The following is a 21,682-nucleotide window of genomic DNA, read 5'->3' on the forward strand; positions in this document are numbered from 1 at the left end:
TCAAAAGAGGGCACGGTCCTTTTTAGATGAAATTTGTGTGTTTGCTTACCAACTACTCGATTCCGACTTCCGCGCCTTCCAAATTGAGGCTCAGCTTGTCGCCTGACGTCTCGTCTTCATCATCCAGTTCCTTCATCTCGATCTCCTGCTCGTCGCCGCTGAGGATTTTGACATCCATACCAAGCGACTGCAGTTCCTTGATGAGTACCTTGAACGATTCCGGAACACCCGGTTCTGGAACATTCTCGCCTTTGACAATAGATTCGTACGTTTTCACACGGCCGACCACATCATCGGACTTCACAGTCAAAATCTCTTGCAGTGTATATGCAGCACCGTAAGCTTCAAGCGCCCATACTTCCATCTCCCCGAAGCGCTGTCCGCCGAACTGGGCTTTACCGCCGAGTGGCTGCTGCGTAACGAGTGAGTAAGGTCCTGTGGAGCGGGCATGAATCTTATCGTCAACCATGTGCGCCAGTTTGATCATGTGCATGACACCGACAGTAACTTCACGCTCGAAGCGCTCGCCTGTACGGCCATCATAGAGCACGGTCTTACCATTACGCTGCATGCCGGCTTCTTCCATTGTGTCAAACACGTCGTTCTCACGGGCTCCATCGAATACCGGAGTAGCTACGTGAATACCGAGCTGCAGTGCCGCCATACCAATATGAACCTCCAGCACCTGGCCGATGTTCATACGCGATGGTACGCCCAGCGGGTTCAGGACAACCTGTACCGGAGTACCGTCCGGAAGGAACGGCATATCTTCTTCTGGCAGGATACGGGCAACGACACCCTTGTTACCGTGACGTCCGGCCATCTTATCCCCCTCAGAGATCTTACGTTTCTGAGCGATATAGACACGAACCAGCTGATTCACGCCAGGAGGCAGCTCATCGCCGTTCTCACGGGTGAATACCTTAACATCAACGATAATACCATCACTACCATGTGGAACACGCAGTGAGGTGTCGCGCACTTCACGTGCCTTCTCACCAAAGATTGCATGCAGCAGGCGTTCTTCAGCAGTCAGTTCCGTTACGCCCTTCGGAGTAACTTTACCAACCAGAATGTCGCCGGCGTTGATTTCCGCACCAATGCGGATGATGCCGCGCTCATCAAGATTGCGCAGAGCTTCTTCGCCCACATTCGGAATATCACGCGTGATCTCTTCAGGTCCCAGCTTCGTGTCGCGGGCTTCGGATTCGTATTCCTCGATGTGAATCGATGTGTATACATCTTCCTTAACCAGCTTTTCACTCAGCAGGATGGCATCCTCGTAGTTGTAACCTTCCCACGTCATGAACGCAACGACTACGTTGCGGCCCAGAGCCAATTCGCCCATTTCTGTGGAAGGACCGTCTGCCAGGATGTCACCTTTCTTAACAATATCCCCTCTTTTAGCCAGCGGACGTTGGTTAATACAGGTACCTTGGTTCGAACGCATAAATTTGTGTAATTTATATTTAACGATATCGCCTTTAACTTCCTTGCCTTCGACAGCTTCAACACGGCGCAGCCAAATTTCATTGGCCGACGAACGTTCGATAATACCGTCATACTTGGAAACAATACATACGCCGGAATCCTTAGCGGATTTATGTTCCATGCCTGTGCCGACAAGCGGAGCCTTCGGAATCAGGAGCGGAACGGCCTGACGCTGCATGTTCGATCCCATCAGTGCGCGGTTGGAGTCATCGTTCTCAAGGAACGGAATGAGCGCCGTAGCGACCGATACAACCTGTTTTGGCGAAACGTCCATGTAGTCAACACGATTACTAGGCATTGTAGTAATGTTGTCCGAGTCCTTATTGTAACGAACGATAACCTGTTCTTCCTTGAAAGAACCATCTTCATCGATCAGTACATTCGCCTGGGCAACTACATAGTTATCTTCTTCATCCGCGGTCAGATAATCAATCTGTTCAGTAACCTTACCGGTCTTTGGATCCACCCAACGGTATGGGGCTTCGATAAAGCCATACTCATTGATGCGGGCAAAGGTGGACAAGGAGTTGATCAAACCGATGTTCGGACCTTCCGGTGTTTCGATTGGACACATACGGCCATAGTGACTGTGATGTACGTCGCGGACTTCAAAGCCAGCGCGTTCACGGGTCAGACCGCCGGGTCCGAGTGCCGATAGACGGCGTTTGTGCGTAAGTTCAGCAAGCGGGTTCGTCTGGTCCATAAACTGGGACAGCTGCGAACTGCCGAAGAACTCTTTGATGGAGGCGATAACGGGACGTATGTTAATCAGGGCCTGCGGCGTAATCGCGTTGGCATCCTGAATCGACATTCTCTCACGTACTACGCGCTCCATACGGGACAAACCAATACGGAATTGGTTCTGCAGAAGCTCACCTACCGAACGCAGGCGGCGGTTACCCAAGTGGTCGATATCATCGGTGTTGCCGATACCGTGCAGCAAATTAATAAAGTAGCTGATTGAGGAGATAATATCAGCCTGGGTAATATGCTTGACCGACTTGTCGATGTTGCCGTTGGCAATCAGCTTGATAACCCGACCTTCTTCAATCGGCGAGAAGACGTCGATAGTCTGCAGCGGGATATCTTCGCTGTCCATAACTCCGCCTGTTACGCGGTAGTTCTTAGCAGCAACATTCTTTTCGAAGTAAGGAATCAGCTCATCAAGCAGACGGCGGTCAACCATTTGACCGGATTCCGCCAGGATTTCTCCTGTGGATTCATCAACCAATGGCTGAGCCAATCGCTGATTGAACAGACGATTCTTGATGTGCAGTTTTTTGTTGATTTTGTAACGGCCAACGTTGGCCAGGTCATAGCGCTTCGGATCAAAGAAGCGTGCAACCAAAAGGCTCTTGGCATTGTCAAGGGTAGGAGGTTCACCCGGACGCAAACGCTCGTAAATTTCGATAAGCGCTTTTTCTGTAGAGTCCGTGTTGTCTTTATCCAGCGTATTGCGAATATATTCATCATTACCAAGCAGTTCCAGAATTTCGGCATCACTACCGAAACCAAGAGCACGCAAAAGCACGGTAACCGGAATTTTACGTGTACGGTCGATACGGACATACATGATATCCTTAGCATCCGTCTCAAGCTCCAGCCAGGCTCCTCGGTTCGGAATTACTGTGGCGGTGTAGGTTTTTTTGCCGTTCTTATCCACTTTCGTGCTGAAATAGACGCTTGGAGAGCGAACCAACTGGCTGACAATAACCCGTTCCGCACCATTGATAATAAAAGTGCCGGTCTCCGTCATCAGCGGGAAATCTCCCATGAACACTTCCTGCTCTTTGACCTCACCGGTCTCCTTATTAATGAGCCGTACCTTCACCCGCAGAGGAGCCGCATAAGTCACGTCCCGCTCTTTAGCGTCGTCAACCGTATATTTCGGTTCACCCAGGCTGTAATCAATGAACTCAAGCACCAAATTACCTGTGAAATCCTGGATCGGCGAGATGTCCTGGAACATTTCCCGCAATCCTTCCTCCAAAAACCAATCGTAAGATTTTTGTTGGATCTCGATCAGGTTCGGGACCTCGAGTACCTCGTTAATTCTCGCATAGCTCCGCCGAGTGCGTCGACCATACTGAACAAGATGTCCTGCCAACTTTACTCACCCCTCATGTCTACTCACTTAAAAATTGATTGCGAACCCTTGTTTGGACCCGTATAATGGAACCATAACATAAGGATTCGACCATAAATAAAGAAAAGCCCTTATCGAAATCTTCGAAAAAAGAGCGCATCTATCCATGGCCAAAATACTCCTTATCCAGTAGATTTGCCCAAAACGTACGTATTATACGTCACCAAGCAACAGTTTATGCGCTATTACCTATTATCCCGGCGACCTTCGCCGTGACAGTAACATAGACAACGGAATTCGCACAAACTTGCCGAACGGCTTGCGCTTGCCGGCGACAATATATCACTTGACATTTCAGCAAACTAAAGACATGGAGCCTATCTTAATACTGACATTTTATAATAATAACACTATCCGGGGCACATGTCAACGACTAATCAACTGTTTTTTGCGCCCGAATAATGCGATAGCCTTTGTCTTTCCCCACTTCTTCCACAACCGGAAACATACTTTCCAGTTTAGCCACCGCCGAAGGTGCGCCCTGCTTCTTCTGAATAACAATCCACAGCGTCCCGCCCTCATTCAAATGCTCATACGCCTGTTCAAAAATTTGATGTACTACAGCTTTACCTGCACGAATCGGAGGATTGGTGAGAATCACATCAAACTTCTGCCCCTTCACCGCGGCCAGTACATCACTTTCCATAACAGTAACATTACGAATTCCGTTATTCTGGGCATTCTCCCTGGCAAGCTGGACCGCACGGGCATTGATATCAATCATTGTGACATGTCCTTTAGGTGCAAGAACCGCTGCGCTGATCCCCATGGGACCATATCCGCAGCCTACATCCAGAACTGTCGAACCGTCAGGAATTTCCATCGCTTCAATTAGAACACGGCTTCCGTGATCGATATCCCCTTTTGAAAAAACACCGGCGTCGCTGGTAAAACGGAGGCTTTTTCCTCTCAGCACCGTATCGATTGTCCGTCTGTCATGACGCGCTTCGGGCTGCTGCGAGTAATAATGCTGCGACATAGAATCCTCCCTTTCGCTTAAGTGAAGGTGTATTTATAGAGCAACCCCCTTGAACAAGTTCAAGGGGGTTGCTAGAACCGAAAAGAACTTCTTCCTTCCGGGGCATTACTTTATGGAAGCGAATTACTTCACTTCTACAGCTGCGCCTGCTTCTTCCAATTTTGCTTTGGTAGCTTCGGCTTCTTCTTTGCTTACTTTTTCTTTGATTGCTTTTGGAGCGTTGTCTACGAGGTCTTTAGCTTCTTTCAAGCCCAGGCCTGTGATTTCGCGAACGATCTTGATAACGTTGATCTTGGAAGCGCCAGCGCTTGTCAAGATTACGTCGAATTCGGATTGTTCTTCTTCTACTGCTGCTACTGCGCCGCCAGCTGCTACTGGAGCTGCTGCAGTTACGCCGAATTCTTCTTCGATTGCTTTAACCAGGTCGTTCAGTTCCAATACGCTCATGCCTTTAATTTCTTCCAAAATTGTTTCTTTGCTCATGATTGAACCTCCATTTTATATTTAAATTTATTTGTGGTAATGATTATGATACTAGAATCAAAGGCTTACGCGCTTTGTTCTTCCTTCTCAGCAACAGCCTTAACTGCAAGCGCGAAGTTGCGGATTGGAGCTTGAAGCACGCTAAGCAGCATGGAGAGCAAACCATCGCGGGATGGCAGTTCAGCCAGTGCTTTCAGTTGGTCCGCATCGATAACTTTGCCTTCTACAACGCCGCCTTTCAGTTTCAGAGCGTCGTTCTTCTTAGCGAAGTCGTTCAAGATTTTGGCTGCTACTACCGCATCAGTTTCACTGAACGCGATTGCTGTAGGACCAGTCAGGACAGCGTCCAGATCAGTCAATTCAGCCGCAGCAGTTGCGCGGCGAACCAATGTGTTCTTCAGGACTTGAAAATCAACGCCAGCTTCACGAAGCTGCTTGCGCAGTTCAGTCACTTGGGAAACGTTCAATCCGCGGTAGTCCGCAACAACAGTAGAAATACTGTTCTGCAGTTTGCCGGTAACAACATCAACCGCATCCTGTTTAGCTTGGATTACTTTTGCATTTGCCAATTGTATACACCTCCTGGAAATTTATGTGACGGCGTCTCTTCCGAAAAATCCCCGCCGTTCCTACGCAGGCATTAGAAAAGCCTCCGCAGATTCACGAAGGCTTGATAAAAGGAAAGTTACTCAGGCAAGCGCCTAGCACTTCTTATTTCTATCACAACACCTCGGTAGGAAATTAAGCCTTGCAGCACCTACTGTCTACGGTAAGCATATTCAAGTTCAAGAATGATCACCTTAATGTTCACAACTGTTACAGAATATCAAAGATGACTCTCAGAGTCAACCTTTATTTATCTGAAGGCAGCTGCATTCACGCGAGCGCTAGGTCCCATAGTAGACGAAATTGCGATGCCTTTAAGGTATACACCTTTAGCAGCAGCTGGTTTCGCACGGTTCAAAGCGTCGATGAGGGCTTTAAGGTTTTCGTTCAATTGTTCAGGAGCAAAAGACACTTTGCCGATAGGCGCGTGAATTTGACCTGCTTTATCGAGACGGTATTCGATTTTACCGGCTTTGATTTCTTGCACAGCCTTGGTAACGTCGAAAGTAACTGTACCGGCTTTAGGGTTAGGCATAAGGCCTTTACCACCGAGCAAACGGCCGAGTTTACCGACTTCACTCATCATATCAGGTGTAGCTACGCAGACGTCGAATTCAAACCAGCCCTGTTGGATCTTGTTGATCATATCCTGATCGCCTACAAAATCCGCGCCAGCAGCTTCCGCTTCTTTCGCTTTTTCACCTTTTGCAAATACAAGCACGCGTTGTGTTTTGCCTGTGCCGTGAGGCAGGACAACAACACCACGAACAGCTTGGTCTTGTTTACGCGGGTCTACACCCAGACGAACTGCTGCTTCAACGGTTTCGTCGAATTTGGCAGTTGCTGCCTTTTTCACAAGCTCTACAGCTTCTGAAGGCTCGTAAGTTGCTTCGCTGTTAATCAGCTTAGCAGATTCTTGGTATTTCTTACCATGTTTTGCCATGAAAATGTTCCTCCTTTGTGGTGTTAGCGGAAATTCCTCCCACATATTGCGGTCATGAATGACCGTTTCATCGAATACTTATTAGTCTTCGATAGTGATACCCATACTGCGGGCAGTACCTTCAACCATACGCATTGCAGCTTCGATAGATGCAGCGTTCAGGTCGGGCATTTTTGTTTCGGCGATTTCACGAACCGCTGCGCGGCCGAGTTTCGCTACTTTTTTCTTGTTTGGTTCACCGGATCCTTTTTCTACTTTAGCAGCAATGCGAAGCAGAACGGCAGCCGGAGGAGTTTTAGTGATGAAAGTAAAGGAACGGTCTTCAAACACTGTAATTTCAACCGGGATGATCAGGCCAGCCTGGTCAGCTGTACGAGCGTTGAATTCCTTACAGAATGCCATGATGTTGACACCTGCTTGACCTAACGCCGGACCTACTGGAGGCGCTGGATTCGCTTTCCCTGCAGGAATCTGCAGTTTCACCATTTTAATAACTTTTTTAGCCATGAGTGACACCTCCTTGCAAAAATAGTGGTATTCGAATGCTTATTGCATTCTCCCACAAGAAACCCTTGCGACTGTTATATTTTCTCCACTTGAGTGAAATCCAACTCCAGCGGGGTTTCCCGTCCAAACATGTTGACATGCACTTTGATCTTGCTCTTATCAGCCAAAATTTCTTCCACGGAGCCCACAAAATTCGCAAAGGGACCAACCATAATACGTACGGATTCCTTAATTTCGAAATCAATCTTCGCTTTAGGTTCAACCATGCCCATATGCTTCAGAATTTGTTCAACCTCTTCCGGAAGCAAAGCGGTAGGCTTGGACCCGGAACCTGTCGAACCGACAAATCCGGTAACGCCCGGCGTATTGCGGACAACATACCATGAATCATCAGTCTGAACCATTTCCACCAAAACGTAACCAGGGTAAACTTTACGCATGACGGTTTTTTTCTTGCCGTCCTTGTTTACCAGTTCTTCTTCCATAGGAACAAGAACACGGAATATTTTGTCTTCCATGCCCATGGACTCAACGCGTTTTTCCAAATTGGCCTTAACCTTATTCTCATACCCGGAATAGGTATGAACAACATACCATCTTTTTTCCATACCAAGCCACCTGGGACCTCTCTAAATAATCCTTTCGATCACAGCGGAAATACCGATGTCCAGAACCCAGAAGTAAACAGCAACAACAACAATTGTGCCAAGAACGATCAACGTATAGTTTTTCAGTTCTTTACGACTAGGCCAGCGAACTTTTTTGAGTTCACTCCAGCTCTCAGTGAAAAAGGAAAACAAAGACTTGAAACTACGTTTCACGCCGACTACACCTCCAAAGACTATCTGGTTTCGCGATGAGGAGTTTGCTCGTTACAGAACTTGCAAAATTTCTTCATCTCCAAGCGGTCGGGGTGATTTCGCTTGTTTTTGGTTGTCGCATAGTTTCTTTGTTTGCAACTTGTACAAGCCAAAGTGATAATTACCCGCATGATGTGCACCTCCCGAAGACGTCCTTCTAATTATCAAATTAGAAGACGCAAATATTGATCCTAAAAAAAACCCGCGAATTTAGGCCTACCTAAAACACTTTAGCATAATGTCAACGTCTGTGTCAACGAAAGATTTGCCCATCCGCACCGGGTAATTTCGGGTTCTGTAGTCGTGTGCTGCACGTTGTCTTTGGTTCTGCCTTTTTGCCCGTTAGACGCTGTCTTTCTCTATCATTATGGAGCATTCCGACTGTGTATAAACCTGTCCTTACCAACTAGCGACTGAAATCCCGAATCATTATGATACAGAAATTTCCAAAACACTAAAAAAAGACTCGATGTCCGAGCCTTTCAAGTAGTAGTATATCATTAATTGTCACGCACTTCCAGATATCTTTCCAATTTGCGTTTAACACGTTGCAATGCATTATCGATCGACTTCACATGCCGCTTCAAGTCTTCTGCAATCTCCTGATAGGATCTTCCATCCAGGTAGAGCATCAGAACCTTGCGTTCGAGGTCGCTCAAAATCTCCGCCATCTTATCTTCCAGTCCAATAAATTCTTCCTGGTTGATAATCAGTTCTTCGGGATCCAGCACCTGTGTACCGCAGATCACATCCATCAGTGTCCGGTCTGAGTCTTCATCATAGATAGGCTTGTCCAATGATACATAGGAATTAAGCGGAATATGCTTCTGACGGGTAGCCGTCTTAATAGCGGTTATAATCTGACGGGTAATGCAGAGTTCTGCAAACGCTTTGAAAGAAGAGAGCTTGTCACCCTTAAAGTCACGAATCGCCTTATACAGGCCAATCATGCCTTCCTGTACGATATCTTCCCTGTCCGCTCCAATCAAAAAATAAGAACGGGCCTTAGCGCGTACAAAGTTACGGTACTTGTTAATTAAATGTTCCAATGCGCCACTGTCGCCACCACGGAAGATCTCGACAATTTCTTCATCACTTATGAAATCATACTCGGACAGCATTATTTCCTTGAGGTCGACACTCACCAAGAATCCCCCCGGCTGCAACGCAAGACACATCGTTACTTCGCTAAAATATAGGATCAGTATATATTATGTTACCTTATACCGTCAACCGATTATTGACCAAAAACAATCTTCAATAGCATTTTATGGCATTTCGCCCATGCTTCTTGAATATTATTTGATTTTTCATTGCCGACGCCAGTCTTCAAGACGTTTGCGCATTTCCGGAGGAAGCTTTTCTTCCAGGGAATGGCGCTTTGAGCTGATGATCTCGGGTTCAATCGCTTTTTTGACCTGTTTTTGATTTTCTTCAATCTCAAGCTTCAGCTCTCTGGCGGAAATCCTCAGTGCCCCTTGGGCAAAAATGACATGCTGCTCCACAAAATCGCTTGTTGCCACATAAATCTGCCTGCGGCGGTGGCTTAATTCCCCCACTAGCCGCTCGATGCATTCATCTGCAGTTTCTTTTTCCTTGGTGAAAACCACCTGAACTTTCCCCTGCACAAACGAACGGCCAAGTCCCGGAACACGGTAAGCATCGAATACGGCGATAACGCGCCGCCCCGTGAATGCCTGATAATCGGCCAGCATATCCAGCAGCCGGTCGCGAGCGCCCTGCATGCCGGTCAGCGAAAGCGCAGCAAGTTCCGGCCAGCCGCCGATCATATTGTATCCATCCACAAGCAGCACATCGCGCCAGTCAGCCATAACTATCCCTGCTGATGCCGGCGGCGCAGCACCTCATACATAATTACCCCGGCGGCGACGGATGCATTCAAGGAATTTATCTTGCCGGCCATCGGTAGCTTCAGCAAGATATCGCATTTTTCGCGGATTAACCGGCCGATCCCTTTATTCTCATTGCCGATCACAACAGCTACAGGTCCTGTGAAAATATCCGATTCGTACAAATTCTGATCGGTGGCAACATCAGTACCTACTACCCAAACACCAAGTTCCTTAAGCCGGTCTATTGTTTGACCCAGGTTGGTGACCCGTGCTACCGGAACATATTCTACTGCACCGGCTGATGTTTTGGAGACAGTAGCCGTAATCTGCGCCGACCGCCGCTTCGGTACAATTACACCATGCACTCCTGTGCAGTCTGCGGTACGCAGAATAGAACCCAGATTATGCGGGTCTTCAATTTCATCCAACAGGATAAGAAACGGAGGTTCCCCTTTTGCCTCCGCGGCAGCCAGAATATCTGCAACCTCGGCATACGCGAACGGTGCCGCTTGTGCAACTACCCCCTGATGCTGCACTCCCGGTGCAAGCTGATCGAGCTTCCGTTTGTCAACATGCTGGATAACAATCCCCGCTTTGCGCGCTTCGGCAATAATCGGCGCGGTTAGATGCTTCTGCGCAGTTTCAGCAATCCAGATCTTGTTCAGCGTGCGGCCGGCACGAAGTGCTTCAAGCACCGAATGCTTACCGGCCAGTATTTCCTCTTCTGTCTTTAATTCTTCCATGTTCATGCCTCCTGTTCTATCAGCTCGCGGCCTCACTTAGGCCGGTTCATCATATACTCAATACTGCTGTGGACGAGTTCTTGAATTCTTGCCTGCTGCCCCGTGTAATAGAGGTGGCCGATCAGACATTCAAACGCAGTGGCGTGGCGGTATTCCAGCACATCCGCATTTTTGGGGACCGTACCCGATTTGGCATTGCGCCCCTGACGGGCAACATCCTTCTCCTCGTCAGTAAGCATAGGTTCAAGGTAGGCCAGAATCGTACTCTGCGCTTTGGCGGAGACCAGCCCCGTAGCTGTTCGGTGCAAATGATTCGGGCGGAGATTGGGCAGTGAAATCAGATACTGGCGCACAGCCACCTCATAAATAGCGTCCCCCGCATATGCCAGCACAATCGGTGAGAGCAGCCGGGCCGGCTTGGATGGCTCATATGGAAACCAGGCTTCGTTTACTTTGAAGTCACCGCTCATTTCCGCCGCCACCGCATTCCCTGCGGAGTATCTTCCAGAAGGATACCGAGGCTGTTCAGCTCGTCGCGGATCTCATCCGAGCGACTCCAATTCTTATTCTTGCGTGCCTCTGCCCGTTCCGCGATAAGGCGCTCGACTTCCTCACTCGCAACCTCAGCCTCAAGCTCAGGGGTCAGGCGCAGCACAGCATTCATCTCTGCAAAGGTATTCAGCAGCGCCGCAAAATCTGCGGACGAGGCATCAGTCTTAGCAAGGGTCTGGTTGGCAAGGCTGACCCAGTCAAATACAGCCGTAATCGCATCAGGTGTATTGAAATCATCCTGCATTCTGGCATGGAAATTGCTTAATATCGCCGTCAGCCGTTCTGCTACAGCATTACCCGCCGCTTCACCCGCACCTTCCGGGTTAAGCTCAAGCCTATGTTTTACATTGCTCTCTGCGAGCGCGATCCGCTCGACACTCTTCTCGGCGGACAGCAGCGCCTCCTCCGTAAAATTCAGCTGATTGCGGTAATGGCTGGAGAGCATGAAATACCGGATAGTCCCCGCTTTAAAGCGTGCACGGATATCTTTTACAAGCAGGCCATTCCCCAGAGATTTCGACATTTTCTCGTCACCGATATTCAGAAATGCGTTATGCATCCAATAATTCGACAGCGGCGCGCCTGTCAGTGCTTCTGTCTGTGCACATTCGCATTCATGGTGCGGGAACTTTAGATCCTCTCCGCCGCCATGGATGTCGATAGTCTTACCCAAATATTCGCGGACCATCGCCGAGCACTCAATATGCCAGCCGGGACGTCCCTCTCCCCATGGGCTGGCCCAGTGTACCTCACCCGGTTTGGCTGCCTTCCAGAGCACAAAATCCTCCTGGTTTTCCTTGCGGGGATCTACCTCGACACGGATACCGAAGCGCAGCTCCTCCAGGTTCTGGCGGGACAGCTTGCCGTAATCGGCAAACTTGCCGGTACGGTAAAACACATCCCCGCCGTTCTCATAGGCATATCCCTTCTCTTCAAGCTCCTTGATGAACTCGATAATCTTATCCATACTCTCCGTAACCCGCGGATTCATCGTGGCCGGCTTTACGCCAAGCCCGATCAGATCCTCCTGATAGGCGGCAATGAACATTTCCGCAACCTCAGCTACAGTGATGTTCATTTCTTCCGCTTTGCGGATCATTTTGTCATCCACATCGGTGAAGTTCGTCAGATAGCTGACCTCATTGCCGAGTGCCTCCAGGTAGTTGCGGACCATATCAAATACGATAACCGGTCTCGCATTCCCGATATGCATATAGCCGTAAACGGTTGGTCCGCATACGTACATTTTTACCTTGCCTGGCTCTTGAGGCACGAATACTTCCTTAGCGCGTGCCATAGTGTTGTAAATTTGCAAAGACATGCTGTTCCCAATCCTTTCTGTTGTCCCGGATTCTTTCGAGTACCGGTAAGCTTAAATTTCATAGTCGCCGATGTATTGCTGGCTTTCCAGCCGCCGCTGCTCTGCCTTTTGCTTGTCTTCATTGCCAAGCTGTTCGCGGATTTCCTCAATCTCTTTCTGCAGAAAGCGCAGGGAATCCACCAGCGGATCCGGCATTTTGGTATGATCCAGCCGGTCCGATACCCGTTCCCCGTTGCGTTTGACCACACGGCCGGGATTGCCGACCACTGTACTGTTATTCGGTACTTCACGCAGTACGACTGCATTGGAGCCGATATTGGAATTATCGCCGATCCGGAATGATCCCAGTACTTTGGCGCCTGAACCTATTACCACATTATTGCCAACAGTCGGATGGCGTTTGCCTTTTTCCTTCCCGGTTCCGCCAAGGGTTACCCCCTGATAGATGATGACATCATCGCCGATTTCACAGGTTTCGCCGATGACAATCCCCATCCCGTGGTCGATAAACAATCTGTTGCCGATCCGGGCGCCGGGATGGATCTCCACACCGGTCATGAATCTGCTGATCTGGGAGACGATCCGCGCCAGCGTAAACCATCGGCGTGTGTAAAGGGAGTGGGCTATTCTGTGAGCCCATATCGCGTGAAGTCCGGCATAGGTGAAAACAACCTCGAATCTGCTGCGGGCTGCGGGATCGTTGTCGAATACAGCCCGGATGTCCGACTTGATATGCTTAAACATCACGTTTCCCCTCTTCTTCACTTCCCTGCCTCCTGTTAACAGGTGCGCCAAGGGAAGGTATTGTCCAGCCCACTTTCTTATTCCTTCAGTTACATATGCCGTGTATAAATTATAATTCCAACAAAAAACGCCTCTGCAGCATAAAGCTGCAGAGGCGTGTAACCGCGGTTCCACTCTGCTTGGATGATGCATCATCGCCGTAATCCTATTCCGGCCTGCGATTGCGCTCATCCCTCTTGGCGTTAATAACGGTAACGTCCCGGCACGGCCTAACGCTCCCGGACGGGTGCGCTCAGCCGCACAGCTCACAGGTGCATGTTCCGCGCCGGACAAATGAATAACTCCCAGCCTGGAAGAAAGATTTCCTCCGCGGTTATTCTCTCTGGCAATTGTCCTTAGATACGCGTACTTTTCCTGATCACAGCTATTATAATATTCTTCTATCTTAGCGAAAAGATAATGGACTGACAAGGGTTAGACAGCAGCCTTTGGTGTCTTAAGCCCCTTTAATTTGAGATTTCAGACGTTCGATAACCAGGTTGCGCCCCAAAAGGGCAATGGTCACGTTAAGATCACGGCCGTGTGTCTGGCCGGTCAGGGCGACACGAATCGGCATAAACAGCCCTTTACCCTTATGGCCTGTTTCCTTCTGTACTTCTTTGATCAGCACAGCCATATTGCTTGCTGTGAAGTCTTCTGCGCTCTCCACCTTAGCCAAAAATGCAGACAGCACCTCCGGAACCTGGGGTTCTGCAAGCACCTGTGCCGCTTCTGTCTCCAGCTCCAAATGGCTCCGGAAGAACAGCTCAGACAATGCTACGATATCCGAAGCCGCAGTTAACTGCTCCTGGTACAGCGCAACAAGGCTTTCCGCCCAAATCTGCTGCTCAGCGCTCAGTTCAGCCGGCAGTCTGCCCGCCTGCTGAAGATGAGGAATGGCCAGACGCGCAATCCGCTGCGGATCAGCATGCTTGATATAGTGATTGTTTAAATGTGCCAGTTTGTTCTTATCAAACACAGCGGGGCTTTTGGAAAGACGGTCAGCCGTAAAGATAGAAATCAGCTCTTCCTTGCTGAAAATTTCCTCTTCACCTTCCGGAGACCAGCCAAGCAGTGAAATATAGTTGAACAGCGCTTCCGGCAGATAGCCCAATTGGTCGTACTGCTCGATGAATTGAATAATGGATTCGTTACGCTTGCTCAGCTTCTTATGGTCATCACCGACAATCAGCGTCATATGGCCAAACAGCGGAGCTTCCCAGCCCAGCGCTTCATAAATCATCAACTGGCGCGGCGTATTAGAGATATGGTCTTCCCCGCGCAGAACATGGGAGATTTCCATCAGATGGTCATCAATGGCAACCGCGAAATTATAGGTCGGTATTCCGTCCTTCTTCACGATGACAAAGTCGCCCATTTCTTTGCTGTTGAAAGAGATACTGCCCTTAACAATATCGTCAAAGGTATAGGTCCGGTCTTCCGGTACCCGGAAACGGATGCTGGCAATGCGTCCTTCTGCTTCAAAAGCAAGACGCTGCTCTTCCGTCAGATTCCGGTGTTTGCCGGAATAACGGGGAGTTTCACCGCGTGCAGTCTGTTCTTCACGTTCCGCTTCCAGTTCCTCTTCAGTGCAGTAGCAGCGATAGGCGAGACCGCGGTCGAGCAGTTCCTGCCAGTATACACGGTACAAATCCAGACGTTCGGTCTGGCGGTATGGGCCGTATTCTCCGCCCACATCAATGCTCTCATCCCAGTCCATCCCCAGCCATTTCAAATACTTCAGCTGGCTTTCTTCACCGCCGGCAACATTACGCTTAACGTCGGTATCTTCGATCCGGATAATAAATTTCCCGCCCAGATTACGGGCAAACAGATAGTTAAACAGTGCTGTTCTGGCATTTCCGATATGTAAATGTCCCGTAGGGCTCGGTGCGTAACGCACCCGGACTTGATCAGCCATGGTATTCCCTCCGCTTCATAATGGATAAAATTAGGCCGCATGCAGCCATCTCAAGATGATATCACATCTTGGAGCAGGCAGACAATAGATTGAGCTGCAATTCCTTCACCGCGTCCGGCAAAGCCGAGCCACTCGGTTGTCGTAGCTTTTACATTAACCTTCGAGACCTCCGCGCCCAGGGCCCGGGCAATAATCTCAGTCATCTCCGGGATATAAGGAGCCATCTTTGGCTTCTGTGCAATAATCGTGGAATCGATATTTCCAAGCTTGTAGCCCCGTTCCCGGGCAAGACCCCATACATGCTCCAGCAGCTTCAGACTGTCTGCATCCTTGAACGCCGGATCGGTATCAGGAAAATGCCTGCCGATATCCCCAAGCCCCAAGGCTCCCAGTATCGCGTCACTGACTGCATGCAGCAGCACATCAGCATCAGAGTGGCCCAGCAGACCCTTTTCGTAAGGAATCGTCACGCCGCCAATAATGCACGGTCTGCCCTCCACCAACTGGTGTACATCAAAACCCTGTCCTACAGCTATCATGTGTTAATCCTCTCCCCTGTTTCTTTCTGTAAACTCCGCAAAATCGAGATCCTCCGGTGTCGTAAGCTTAATATTGCGGTAGCTTCCTTCCACGACAGAGACCTGAATGCCGCTGCGCTCCGCCAGGCTGGAGTCATCCGTCCCCAGAAACCCGTCCCGCTCCGCCGCGTCATAGGCTGCCAGCAACTCAGACAGACGAAAAGTCTGCGGGGTCTGAATCGCCCACAGACTTCGCCGATCCGGCGTGGAAAGTACTTTACCCGTACCGTCCACCTGCTTGATCGTATCCTTCACCGGCACAGCGAGTACGGAGGCTCCGGTCTCTCTGGCCTTCTCATAACAGGCATTGATTTCACTGGCCTGTACAAACGGGCGGACACCATCATGCACCATAACCCATTCGGTTCCCAGCGATTTCAGTCCCTTATACACGGAATGCTGACGTTCAGAGCCTCCGGGAACTACGGCTTTCACTTTATCCAGCTTGTAGGCCCCAACCCATTCCCGGCAGCGGTTGATATCCTCTTCACCGGTAACCAGTACAACCTCGGAGATGAGCTCATGCCGCTGGAACACCTCCAGCGTATGCACGATGATCGGCTTGTCCCGCAGCAGCAAATACTGCTTGCTCTCTGCGGTCCCCATTCTTGTCCCTCTGCCTGCCGCTACAATTACGGCGCCTACACTGTTTGACATTCTTCTAGGCTCCTGTCTTTCACGTATACCCCCATCATAACGTGTTTGGCGGGCATTTCCAACCCATAAGACATTTAGGAGACCGGCTCTAGGGTCTTATTGCGCTTTTTCCAGAAGTTTCGGTTTAGCAAAAATCATTCTGCCTGCTGAAGTCTGCAGCACACTCGTCACAAGCACTTCCATCGTTGTCCCGATGTACTCGCGTCCGCCCTCAACGACAATCATTGTTCCGTCATCAAGATATGCCACCCCTTGGCCATGCTCCTTGCCGTCTTTGATCACCTGCACGATAATTTCTTCCCCAGGCAGCACGACCGGCTTAACCGCATTAGCCAAATCATTGATATTGAGTACGGAGACGCCCTGAAGCTCACATACCTTGTTAAGGTTGAAGTCATTGGTGACGACTTTGCCGCGGAGCACCTTAGCCAGCTTGACCAGCTTGCTGTCCACCTCGGAAATCTCCTCGAAATCACCTTCGTAGATAAGTACCTTCACATCCAGCTCTTTCTGAATCTTGTTAAGGATGTCCAGCCCGCGCCGTCCCCGGTTACGCTTCAGCAGATCGGAAGAATCGGCAATATGCTGAAGCTCTTCAAGCACGAATTCCGGAATAACAATCGTCCCTTCAATAAACCCTGTTTTGCAGATGTCGGCGATCCGCCCGTCTATGATGACGCTGGTATCCAGAATCTTATGCTCCTCCAGCCCGCGGCCCTCCGGCTCGTCCGGTTGCCCCCAGCGCCCTGTGGCCCAGAGTGAAGCCAGCTCATCTTTCTTCTCCAGCCCGATCCGCAGCCCCATATAACCCAGTGCCAGTGTAACCGCCACCTGCAGCAGGTCTCCGGCTTTGCCGAGCCAATCCATAGCGGGATGAAGCAGCAGGGACAGCAGCAGTCCTCCTGTCAGACCAGCGGCTCCTGCGGCCATTTCATTCATCGGTATACGCGAACAGTACAAGACCGCCTCCCGCAGCTTTGAACCTCCCCAATCCGCGCATAAAGTCCCCGCAAACAAAAAAATAATGGCACCCAGCACCGTAAACAAAATGCTTCCTTCCACAGGCAGGCTTTCTCCCAGTTTTCCCATCCCTTCAGGGAATCCTCTTTCTGCCGTATGGTATAGCGAAAAGCCGGACCAGGCACCGAGTAACCCGGCAAGCGTCAAAACCACCTTTTTCCACATAACCTTACGCACCTCCTTTTATTCATCCTAAAATGATCTATACCTCACCAGTATGTTCCAATTTTTAGGACGGTAATCGCAGAGTGCGTTATTTTTTCTGATAACGATAGTTACCGGTAATGTAAGGGTTACCAAGAACTCCTATTCCCGTTGAAAACAGGGGGGCACTGACATATAATGAACTCAATTAAGAACGCAGGGGTGAATGGAAAATGAGTGCACCAAGTTTACAGGCTTTTCAGGATCAAGTCTCCGAACTGCTGCTCCGTCACCGTAGTCTTCTGGATGTCATGTCCAAAAACGGCCAGAGCAGCGCTTCTGTCAACCGGGCTGTCGTTAAGGCCATCACGGAATGCGGATGCATCCAGCTGCACGCCACCAAGCAGGTATTCGAGCCGGCTCTTGGTCTTGAAGAAGCTAAGGAGCTGGCAGGCACTCATCTGGAAGGTGAGCTGTGCGAGAACTGCCGCGAGGTCATTGCTTCTGAATTGGGACGCGAACTGTTCTATATGTCTGCACTATGCAATCTGCTTGACATTAATATGGACGAGGTTGTGGCTAAGGAGTCGCAGAAATGCGCTACACTCGGATTATTTAATCTGTCCTGATGCTAACGTCTATTCTTTCATCCGTTCAAAGCAAAAGGCTTTGCCGTTCACTGGTCTCAGTGAGGGCAAAGCCTTTTTGGTGGTAACAGCTAAGTCTAGCCGTTCTTAGAATGATAAACCTTGTCTTCCGAACGTCTTCTGCGGCGGTGACGGCGGCGTGCATTCAACCGGTCAATATTCTGCTTAAAGCCGTACAGAGCATATAGCCCAAGCAGCACAAAGATCATCTTGGCGATCTGTTCCGGAAAAACAACCGCTACTGCAACCGCGACAACAATAACTACCGGTGCACCGATTACAGCTTTTTTAGGCAGACCGATTTTTTTAAAATTAGGATATTTCATCGTACTGACCATCAGATAAGATAAGAGCAGTGTTGCAATAACCATAAACGGAGCGGAAACATCTTTATGAAAAAGCGCCAGCGTGGCCAGAACGCCACCTGCTGCAGGAATCGGCAATCCGACAAAATATCCGGGAATTCCCGGACGGACATTAAAACGTGCCAGACGTAACGCCCCGAATACCGGGAAAATAGCCGTAACCGTCCAGCCAAGCGCAGAATTGAGATCCTGCAAACTAGTCATATACATAATTAATGCCGGTGCTACCCCAAAGGATACCACATCGGATAATGAATCCAGTTCCTTACCAAATTCACTTTCACATTTAAGCGCACGCGCAACCCGGCCATCCAGCCCGTCTAAAAGCATAGCAATAATCACCATGATAGCGGCCATGCTAAGCTTGCCGTCAAACGCCATCATGATACCAAACATTCCAAGCATCAGGTTACCAATGGTAAAAAGACTCGGAATTGATCTTTGTATCATTTCTTCACCTCTGTTTGCTTACTTTTGAAACTTAAGGCCATCAATATTACGTGATTGTATGATATTTACATTTGTCTGTCAATAAGAACTTGTTTCTGCAGCCGTTTAAGTCCGTCCTGAATATTGCGTGCCCGAACCTCACCGATTCCATCCACTTCATCCAGTTCCGCTATGCTGGCGGTCATCAGATTAGGCAGCATTTCGAACCGTTCAACCAGATTATGGATGATCACATTCGGCAGCCGCGGAATCTTGTTCAGCAGGCGGTAGCCGCGCGGAGTAACTACTTCTTCTGAGGCGATTGCTGTCGAAGAATATCCCAAAAGACGTGCGATATGATTATCATCCATCAGCTCATCGTCACTGGTCCGTTTGAGTCCGGCAATGATCTCGCGGATTTTGTCCTCCTGCTCCTCTCTTGCATAGTCTCTGTAGAGAAGCCAAGCTTCTTCCTCTGTATTTCCGACCAGTTCTTCCATTTGCATGCTTATCAAGCGGCCCTCATTGCCTAGCTCATTAATGTACCGTTTGATTTCCATCTTAATCCGCAGCACCATCTCAACACGCTGAATGACGCCTACGACCTCTGCTACGGTAACAATTCCCTCGTATTCGGATGCTGAGAGGTTGGTCAGTCCTTGGGTGAGCACCGCTTTGTACTTCTCCAGGGTTTGAATCGCCTGGTTAGCCTTGGCTAGAATGGCCCCGATCTCTTTGAGCGCATAGCGGATAGAGCCTTGGTATAAGGTAATGATGTTCCGCCGCTGGGAAATCGAAACGACCAATTTTCCAGTTTGCTTGGCAACCCGTTCTGCTGTCCGGTGGCGGATTCCTGTCTCAATCGATGAGATCGATGAGTCAGGGATCAGTTGGGTATTCGCATACAGAATCCGCTTGAGATCCTCGCTCAAAATAATGGCCCCGTCCATCTTCGCCAGCTCATACAAATAATTGGGCGAAAAATCGCAGTTAATGGAAAAGCCGCCGTCGACAACTTCCATCACCTCAGGACTATAACCTACTACGATCAGTGCACCTGTCTTCGCACGGAGCACATTCTCCAGACCTTCCCGAAACGGTGTGCCCGGCGCCGCCATCCTCAGCAGATCGTTCATATTATCTAATTGATTATATTCTTTCATGTTCCTATGCCCCCTAATCTAACGCGACCTTTAATGCATCTGCTACGGTGCTGACGCCAATAATCTGGATATCCTGCGGATGCTTCCAGCCTTTCATGCTCTTCTCGGGCATAATTACCCTCCTGAAGCCAAGCTTTGCCGCCTCCTTGACCCGCGTTTCTGCGCGTGAGACGCCCCTGACCTCACCGGTAAGTCCAACCTCGCCAAAGAAGACATCATAGGGTTTTGTGGATATATCACGAAAGCTTGAGGCGATGCTGACCGCAACCGCCAGGTCGATGGCCGGTTCATCCAGCTTCACACCGCCGGCAACATTGAGGTAAGCATCCTGATTCTGCAGGAACATGCCCATCCGTTTCTCAAGTACAGCAATAATAAGCGCCATGCGCTGATGATCCATCCCTGTGCACATCCGCCGCGGTGAAGGGAAATGCGTGGCTGCAACGAGCGCCTGAAGCTCGACAAGCACCGGTCTTGTTCCCTCCATGCTTGCTACAACAGCAGAGCCGGCTACACCCAGCGGGCGCTCTGACAGGAATAGCTCAGAAGGATTCTCCACTTCCGTAAGACCGATTTCGCCCATCTCGAAGATCCCGATCTCATTGGTAGAACCAAAGCGGTTCTTCACCGCACGCAGCAGCCGGTAAGTATGATGACGTTCCCCTTCGAAATACAGCACACAGTCCACCATATGTTCCAGCATCCGCGGCCCGGCAATGGCTCCCTCTTTAGTAACATGGCCTACAAGCACTGTAGCAATACCGCGAATCTTGGCGATGCGCATAAATCTTGTCGTACATTCCCGAACCTGTGTCACACTCCCCGGTGCGCTCGTAACTTCCGGCATAAATACCGTCTGAATGGAGTCAATCACGAGGAACTGAGGCTGAATATGCTCAATTGCCTCTTCAATGCTCTCCATGTTCGTCTCACACAGGACATACAGTTCTGCAGACAACGCCCCGAGGCGGTCGGCACGGAGCTTGGTCTGGCGCACCGATTCTTCTCCCGAGATATACAGCACACGCAAACCTTGAGTCGTCAATGCATGCGAGGTCTGCAGCAGGAGAGTTGATTTGCCGATTCCGGGATCGCCTCCGACCAGCACCAGAGATCCTGGTACGATGCCTCCGCCGAGCACACGGTTAAGCTCTCCAATGCCTGTCAAGATACGGGGCTCTTTGTCACTCTCTATATTTATGATCGACTGCGCCTTTTCTTTACTCTGAAAAATAGGTGCATTCATTCCTTGAGTTTTGACCACGCTTTCCGTTTCTTCCACCATGGTGTTCCATGCCTGGCAGCCCGGACATTTGCCGAACCATTTTGGCGATTCGTAGCCGCAGTCGGTACAGAAAAATTTAGTTTTTGGTTTAGCCATGTGGTCTCCTTACAGTCCGTACTTGCTAAAATTGCGGATAATTTTCTCTTATTCAAAGTTTACCATTTCTGCACCTTGAACGAAAGGTCACTTAAGATCTAGTTTTTGGC

23 protein-coding genes and 1 other annotated feature are annotated in these 21,682 nt (G+C 49.6%); of the genes, 1 reads left to right on the top strand and 22 read right to left on the bottom strand.

Going from position 1 to position 21,682, the window contains the following annotated elements; translation table 11 throughout:
* Positions 1–52: 52 nt before the first annotated feature.
* From rpoB to L6H70_RS27675, 19 genes are all read right to left on the bottom strand, one after another.
* Complete coding sequence (gene rpoB, locus L6H70_RS27585; protein WP_054943964.1) at positions 53–3,598, bottom strand: DNA-directed RNA polymerase subunit beta; 3,546 nt, start codon at positions 3,596–3,598, stop codon at positions 53–55.
* A 412-nt stretch (positions 3,599–4,010) separates the two neighbouring features.
* Positions 4,011–4,616 (bottom strand): class I SAM-dependent methyltransferase, encoded by a 606-nt coding sequence (locus tag L6H70_RS27590; protein ID WP_236337407.1) that lies wholly within the window; start codon positions 4,614–4,616, stop codon positions 4,011–4,013.
* 123 nt (positions 4,617–4,739) lie between these two features.
* Positions 4,740–5,099, bottom strand: coding sequence for a 50S ribosomal protein L7/L12 (rplL, locus tag L6H70_RS27595; RefSeq protein WP_054943962.1), 360 nt, complete (start codon positions 5,097–5,099; stop codon positions 4,740–4,742).
* Positions 5,100–5,164: 65 nt separating this feature from the next.
* Entirely contained in the window at positions 5,165–5,668 is a 504-nt protein-coding gene (gene rplJ, locus L6H70_RS27600) for a 50S ribosomal protein L10 (RefSeq protein WP_054943961.1), read from the bottom strand.
* Between the two features lie 64 nt (positions 5,669–5,732).
* Positions 5,733–5,887 (bottom strand) — a sequence feature (ribosomal protein L10 leader region).
* 68 nt (positions 5,888–5,955) lie between these two features.
* Positions 5,956–6,648, bottom strand: coding sequence for a 50S ribosomal protein L1 (rplA, locus tag L6H70_RS27605; RefSeq protein ID WP_054943960.1), 693 nt, complete (start codon positions 6,646–6,648; stop codon positions 5,956–5,958).
* 81 nt (positions 6,649–6,729) lie between these two features.
* The gene (rplK, locus tag L6H70_RS27610) at positions 6,730–7,155 is read right to left on the bottom strand and encodes a 50S ribosomal protein L11 (RefSeq protein ID WP_020427083.1); all 426 of its coding nucleotides are present in this window, start codon (positions 7,153–7,155) and stop codon (positions 6,730–6,732) included.
* Between the two features lie 74 nt (positions 7,156–7,229).
* A complete protein-coding gene (gene nusG, locus L6H70_RS27615) occupies positions 7,230–7,763 on the bottom strand; it encodes a transcription termination/antitermination protein NusG (RefSeq protein WP_020427084.1) in 534 nt (177 codons plus the stop codon).
* 21 nt (positions 7,764–7,784) lie between these two features.
* A complete protein-coding gene (gene secE, locus L6H70_RS27620; RefSeq protein ID WP_236337409.1) occupies positions 7,785–7,976 on the bottom strand; it encodes a preprotein translocase subunit SecE in 192 nt (63 codons plus the stop codon).
* 20 nt (positions 7,977–7,996) lie between these two features.
* Positions 7,997–8,146, bottom strand: coding sequence for a 50S ribosomal protein L33 (gene rpmG / locus L6H70_RS27625; RefSeq protein ID WP_074086515.1), 150 nt, complete (start codon positions 8,144–8,146; stop codon positions 7,997–7,999).
* 369 nt (positions 8,147–8,515) lie between these two features.
* On the bottom strand, positions 8,516–9,160 hold the full coding sequence (gene sigH / locus L6H70_RS27630; RefSeq protein ID WP_019908203.1) for an RNA polymerase sporulation sigma factor SigH: 645 nt from the start codon (positions 9,158–9,160) through the stop codon (positions 8,516–8,518).
* A 165-nt stretch (positions 9,161–9,325) separates the two neighbouring features.
* Positions 9,326–9,847, bottom strand: a complete 522-nt coding sequence (locus L6H70_RS27635; RefSeq protein ID WP_236337410.1) for an NYN domain-containing protein — start codon at positions 9,845–9,847, stop codon at positions 9,326–9,328.
* A 2-nt stretch (positions 9,848–9,849) separates the two neighbouring features.
* Positions 9,850–10,611, bottom strand: a complete 762-nt coding sequence (rlmB, locus tag L6H70_RS27640; RefSeq protein ID WP_054943957.1) for a 23S rRNA (guanosine(2251)-2'-O)-methyltransferase RlmB — start codon at positions 10,609–10,611, stop codon at positions 9,850–9,852.
* Between the two features lie 32 nt (positions 10,612–10,643).
* Positions 10,644–11,081, bottom strand: coding sequence for a Mini-ribonuclease 3 (locus tag L6H70_RS27645; RefSeq protein ID WP_236337411.1), 438 nt, complete (start codon positions 11,079–11,081; stop codon positions 10,644–10,646).
* Entirely contained in the window at positions 11,078–12,484 is a 1,407-nt protein-coding gene (cysS, locus tag L6H70_RS27650; protein WP_236337412.1) for a cysteine--tRNA ligase, read from the bottom strand. The genes L6H70_RS27645 and cysS overlap by 4 nt, the downstream gene beginning before the upstream one ends.
* Before the next feature lie 51 nt (positions 12,485–12,535).
* Positions 12,536–13,228: a serine O-acetyltransferase gene (gene cysE / locus L6H70_RS27655; RefSeq protein ID WP_054943998.1), complete on the bottom strand. Its 693-nt coding sequence runs from the start codon at positions 13,226–13,228 to the stop codon at positions 12,536–12,538.
* A 496-nt stretch (positions 13,229–13,724) separates the two neighbouring features.
* Positions 13,725–15,188, bottom strand: coding sequence for a glutamate--tRNA ligase (gene gltX, locus L6H70_RS27660; RefSeq protein ID WP_236337413.1), 1,464 nt, complete (start codon positions 15,186–15,188; stop codon positions 13,725–13,727).
* A gap of 50 nt (positions 15,189–15,238) precedes the next feature.
* Positions 15,239–15,727 carry a 2-C-methyl-D-erythritol 2,4-cyclodiphosphate synthase gene (gene ispF / locus L6H70_RS27665; protein WP_206102174.1) on the bottom strand — a complete coding sequence of 163 codons (489 nt, stop codon included), beginning with the start codon at positions 15,725–15,727 and terminating at the stop codon, positions 15,239–15,241.
* A 3-nt stretch (positions 15,728–15,730) separates the two neighbouring features.
* On the bottom strand, positions 15,731–16,423 hold the full coding sequence (gene ispD, locus L6H70_RS27670; protein WP_236337414.1) for a 2-C-methyl-D-erythritol 4-phosphate cytidylyltransferase: 693 nt from the start codon (positions 16,421–16,423) through the stop codon (positions 15,731–15,733).
* Positions 16,424–16,519: 96 nt separating this feature from the next.
* The gene (locus L6H70_RS27675) at positions 16,520–17,608 is read right to left on the bottom strand and encodes a PIN/TRAM domain-containing protein (RefSeq protein WP_206102176.1); all 1,089 of its coding nucleotides are present in this window, start codon (positions 17,606–17,608) and stop codon (positions 16,520–16,522) included.
* 212 nt (positions 17,609–17,820) lie between these two features.
* On the opposite strand from L6H70_RS27675, the gene L6H70_RS27680 reads away from it, so the two are divergent.
* Complete coding sequence (locus L6H70_RS27680) at positions 17,821–18,216, top strand: nucleoside triphosphate pyrophosphohydrolase family protein (RefSeq protein ID WP_054943951.1); 396 nt, start codon at positions 17,821–17,823, stop codon at positions 18,214–18,216.
* A 95-nt stretch (positions 18,217–18,311) separates the two neighbouring features.
* On the opposite strand, the gene pssA is transcribed toward L6H70_RS27680, so the two are convergent.
* From pssA to radA, 3 genes are all read right to left on the bottom strand, one after another.
* Positions 18,312–19,049, bottom strand: a complete 738-nt coding sequence (pssA, locus tag L6H70_RS27685; RefSeq protein WP_236337415.1) for a CDP-diacylglycerol--serine O-phosphatidyltransferase — start codon at positions 19,047–19,049, stop codon at positions 18,312–18,314.
* A gap of 65 nt (positions 19,050–19,114) precedes the next feature.
* Complete coding sequence (gene disA, locus L6H70_RS27690) at positions 19,115–20,191, bottom strand: DNA integrity scanning diadenylate cyclase DisA (RefSeq protein ID WP_236337416.1); 1,077 nt, start codon at positions 20,189–20,191, stop codon at positions 19,115–19,117.
* Between the two features lie 13 nt (positions 20,192–20,204).
* Positions 20,205–21,572 carry a DNA repair protein RadA gene (gene radA / locus L6H70_RS27695; protein ID WP_054943948.1) on the bottom strand — a complete coding sequence of 456 codons (1,368 nt, stop codon included), beginning with the start codon at positions 21,570–21,572 and terminating at the stop codon, positions 20,205–20,207.
* Positions 21,573–21,682 lie beyond the last annotated feature (110 nt).

Origin of the sequence: Paenibacillus auburnensis (assembly GCF_927798115.1) — a bacterium.
Classification (GTDB): Bacteria; Bacillota; Bacilli; order Paenibacillales; family Paenibacillaceae; genus Paenibacillus_AQ; species Paenibacillus_AQ auburnensis.

Coding starts and splice junctions, on each gene's coding strand:
- L6H70_RS27590 (WP_236337407.1), bottom strand. CDS start 4,616: ATGTCGCAGCATTATTACTCGCAGCAGCCCGAAGCGCGTCATGACAGA.
- rplL (WP_054943962.1), bottom strand. CDS start 5,099: ATGAGCAAAGAAACAATTTTGGAAGAAATTAAAGGCATGAGCGTATTG.
- rplA (WP_054943960.1), bottom strand. CDS start 6,648: ATGGCAAAACATGGTAAGAAATACCAAGAATCTGCTAAGCTGATTAAC.
- rplK (WP_020427083.1), bottom strand. CDS start 7,155: ATGGCTAAAAAAGTTATTAAAATGGTGAAACTGCAGATTCCTGCAGGG.
- nusG (WP_020427084.1), bottom strand. CDS start 7,763: ATGGAAAAAAGATGGTATGTTGTTCATACCTATTCCGGGTATGAGAAT.
- rpmG (WP_074086515.1), bottom strand. CDS start 8,146: ATGCGGGTAATTATCACTTTGGCTTGTACAAGTTGCAAACAAAGAAAC.
- L6H70_RS27635 (WP_236337410.1), bottom strand. CDS start 9,847: ATGGCTGACTGGCGCGATGTGCTGCTTGTGGATGGATACAATATGATC.
- rlmB (WP_054943957.1), bottom strand. CDS start 10,611: ATGGAAGAATTAAAGACAGAAGAGGAAATACTGGCCGGTAAGCATTCG.
- L6H70_RS27645 (WP_236337411.1), bottom strand. CDS start 11,081: ATGAGCGGTGACTTCAAAGTAAACGAAGCCTGGTTTCCATATGAGCCA.
- cysS (WP_236337412.1), bottom strand. CDS start 12,484: ATGTCTTTGCAAATTTACAACACTATGGCACGCGCTAAGGAAGTATTC.
- cysE (WP_054943998.1), bottom strand. CDS start 13,228: ATGTTTAAGCATATCAAGTCGGACATCCGGGCTGTATTCGACAACGAT.
- gltX (WP_236337413.1), bottom strand. CDS start 15,188: ATGGCTGATCAAGTCCGGGTGCGTTACGCACCGAGCCCTACGGGACAT.
- ispF (WP_206102174.1), bottom strand. CDS start 15,727: ATGATAGCTGTAGGACAGGGTTTTGATGTACACCAGTTGGTGGAGGGC.
- ispD (WP_236337414.1), bottom strand. CDS start 16,423: ATGTCAAACAGTGTAGGCGCCGTAATTGTAGCGGCAGGCAGAGGGACA.
- L6H70_RS27675 (WP_206102176.1), bottom strand. CDS start 17,608: ATGTGGAAAAAGGTGGTTTTGACGCTTGCCGGGTTACTCGGTGCCTGG.
- L6H70_RS27680 (WP_054943951.1), top strand. CDS start 17,821: ATGAGTGCACCAAGTTTACAGGCTTTTCAGGATCAAGTCTCCGAACTG.
- pssA (WP_236337415.1), bottom strand. CDS start 19,049: ATGATACAAAGATCAATTCCGAGTCTTTTTACCATTGGTAACCTGATG.
- disA (WP_236337416.1), bottom strand. CDS start 20,191: ATGAAAGAATATAATCAATTAGATAATATGAACGATCTGCTGAGGATG.
- radA (WP_054943948.1), bottom strand. CDS start 21,572: ATGGCTAAACCAAAAACTAAATTTTTCTGTACCGACTGCGGCTACGAA.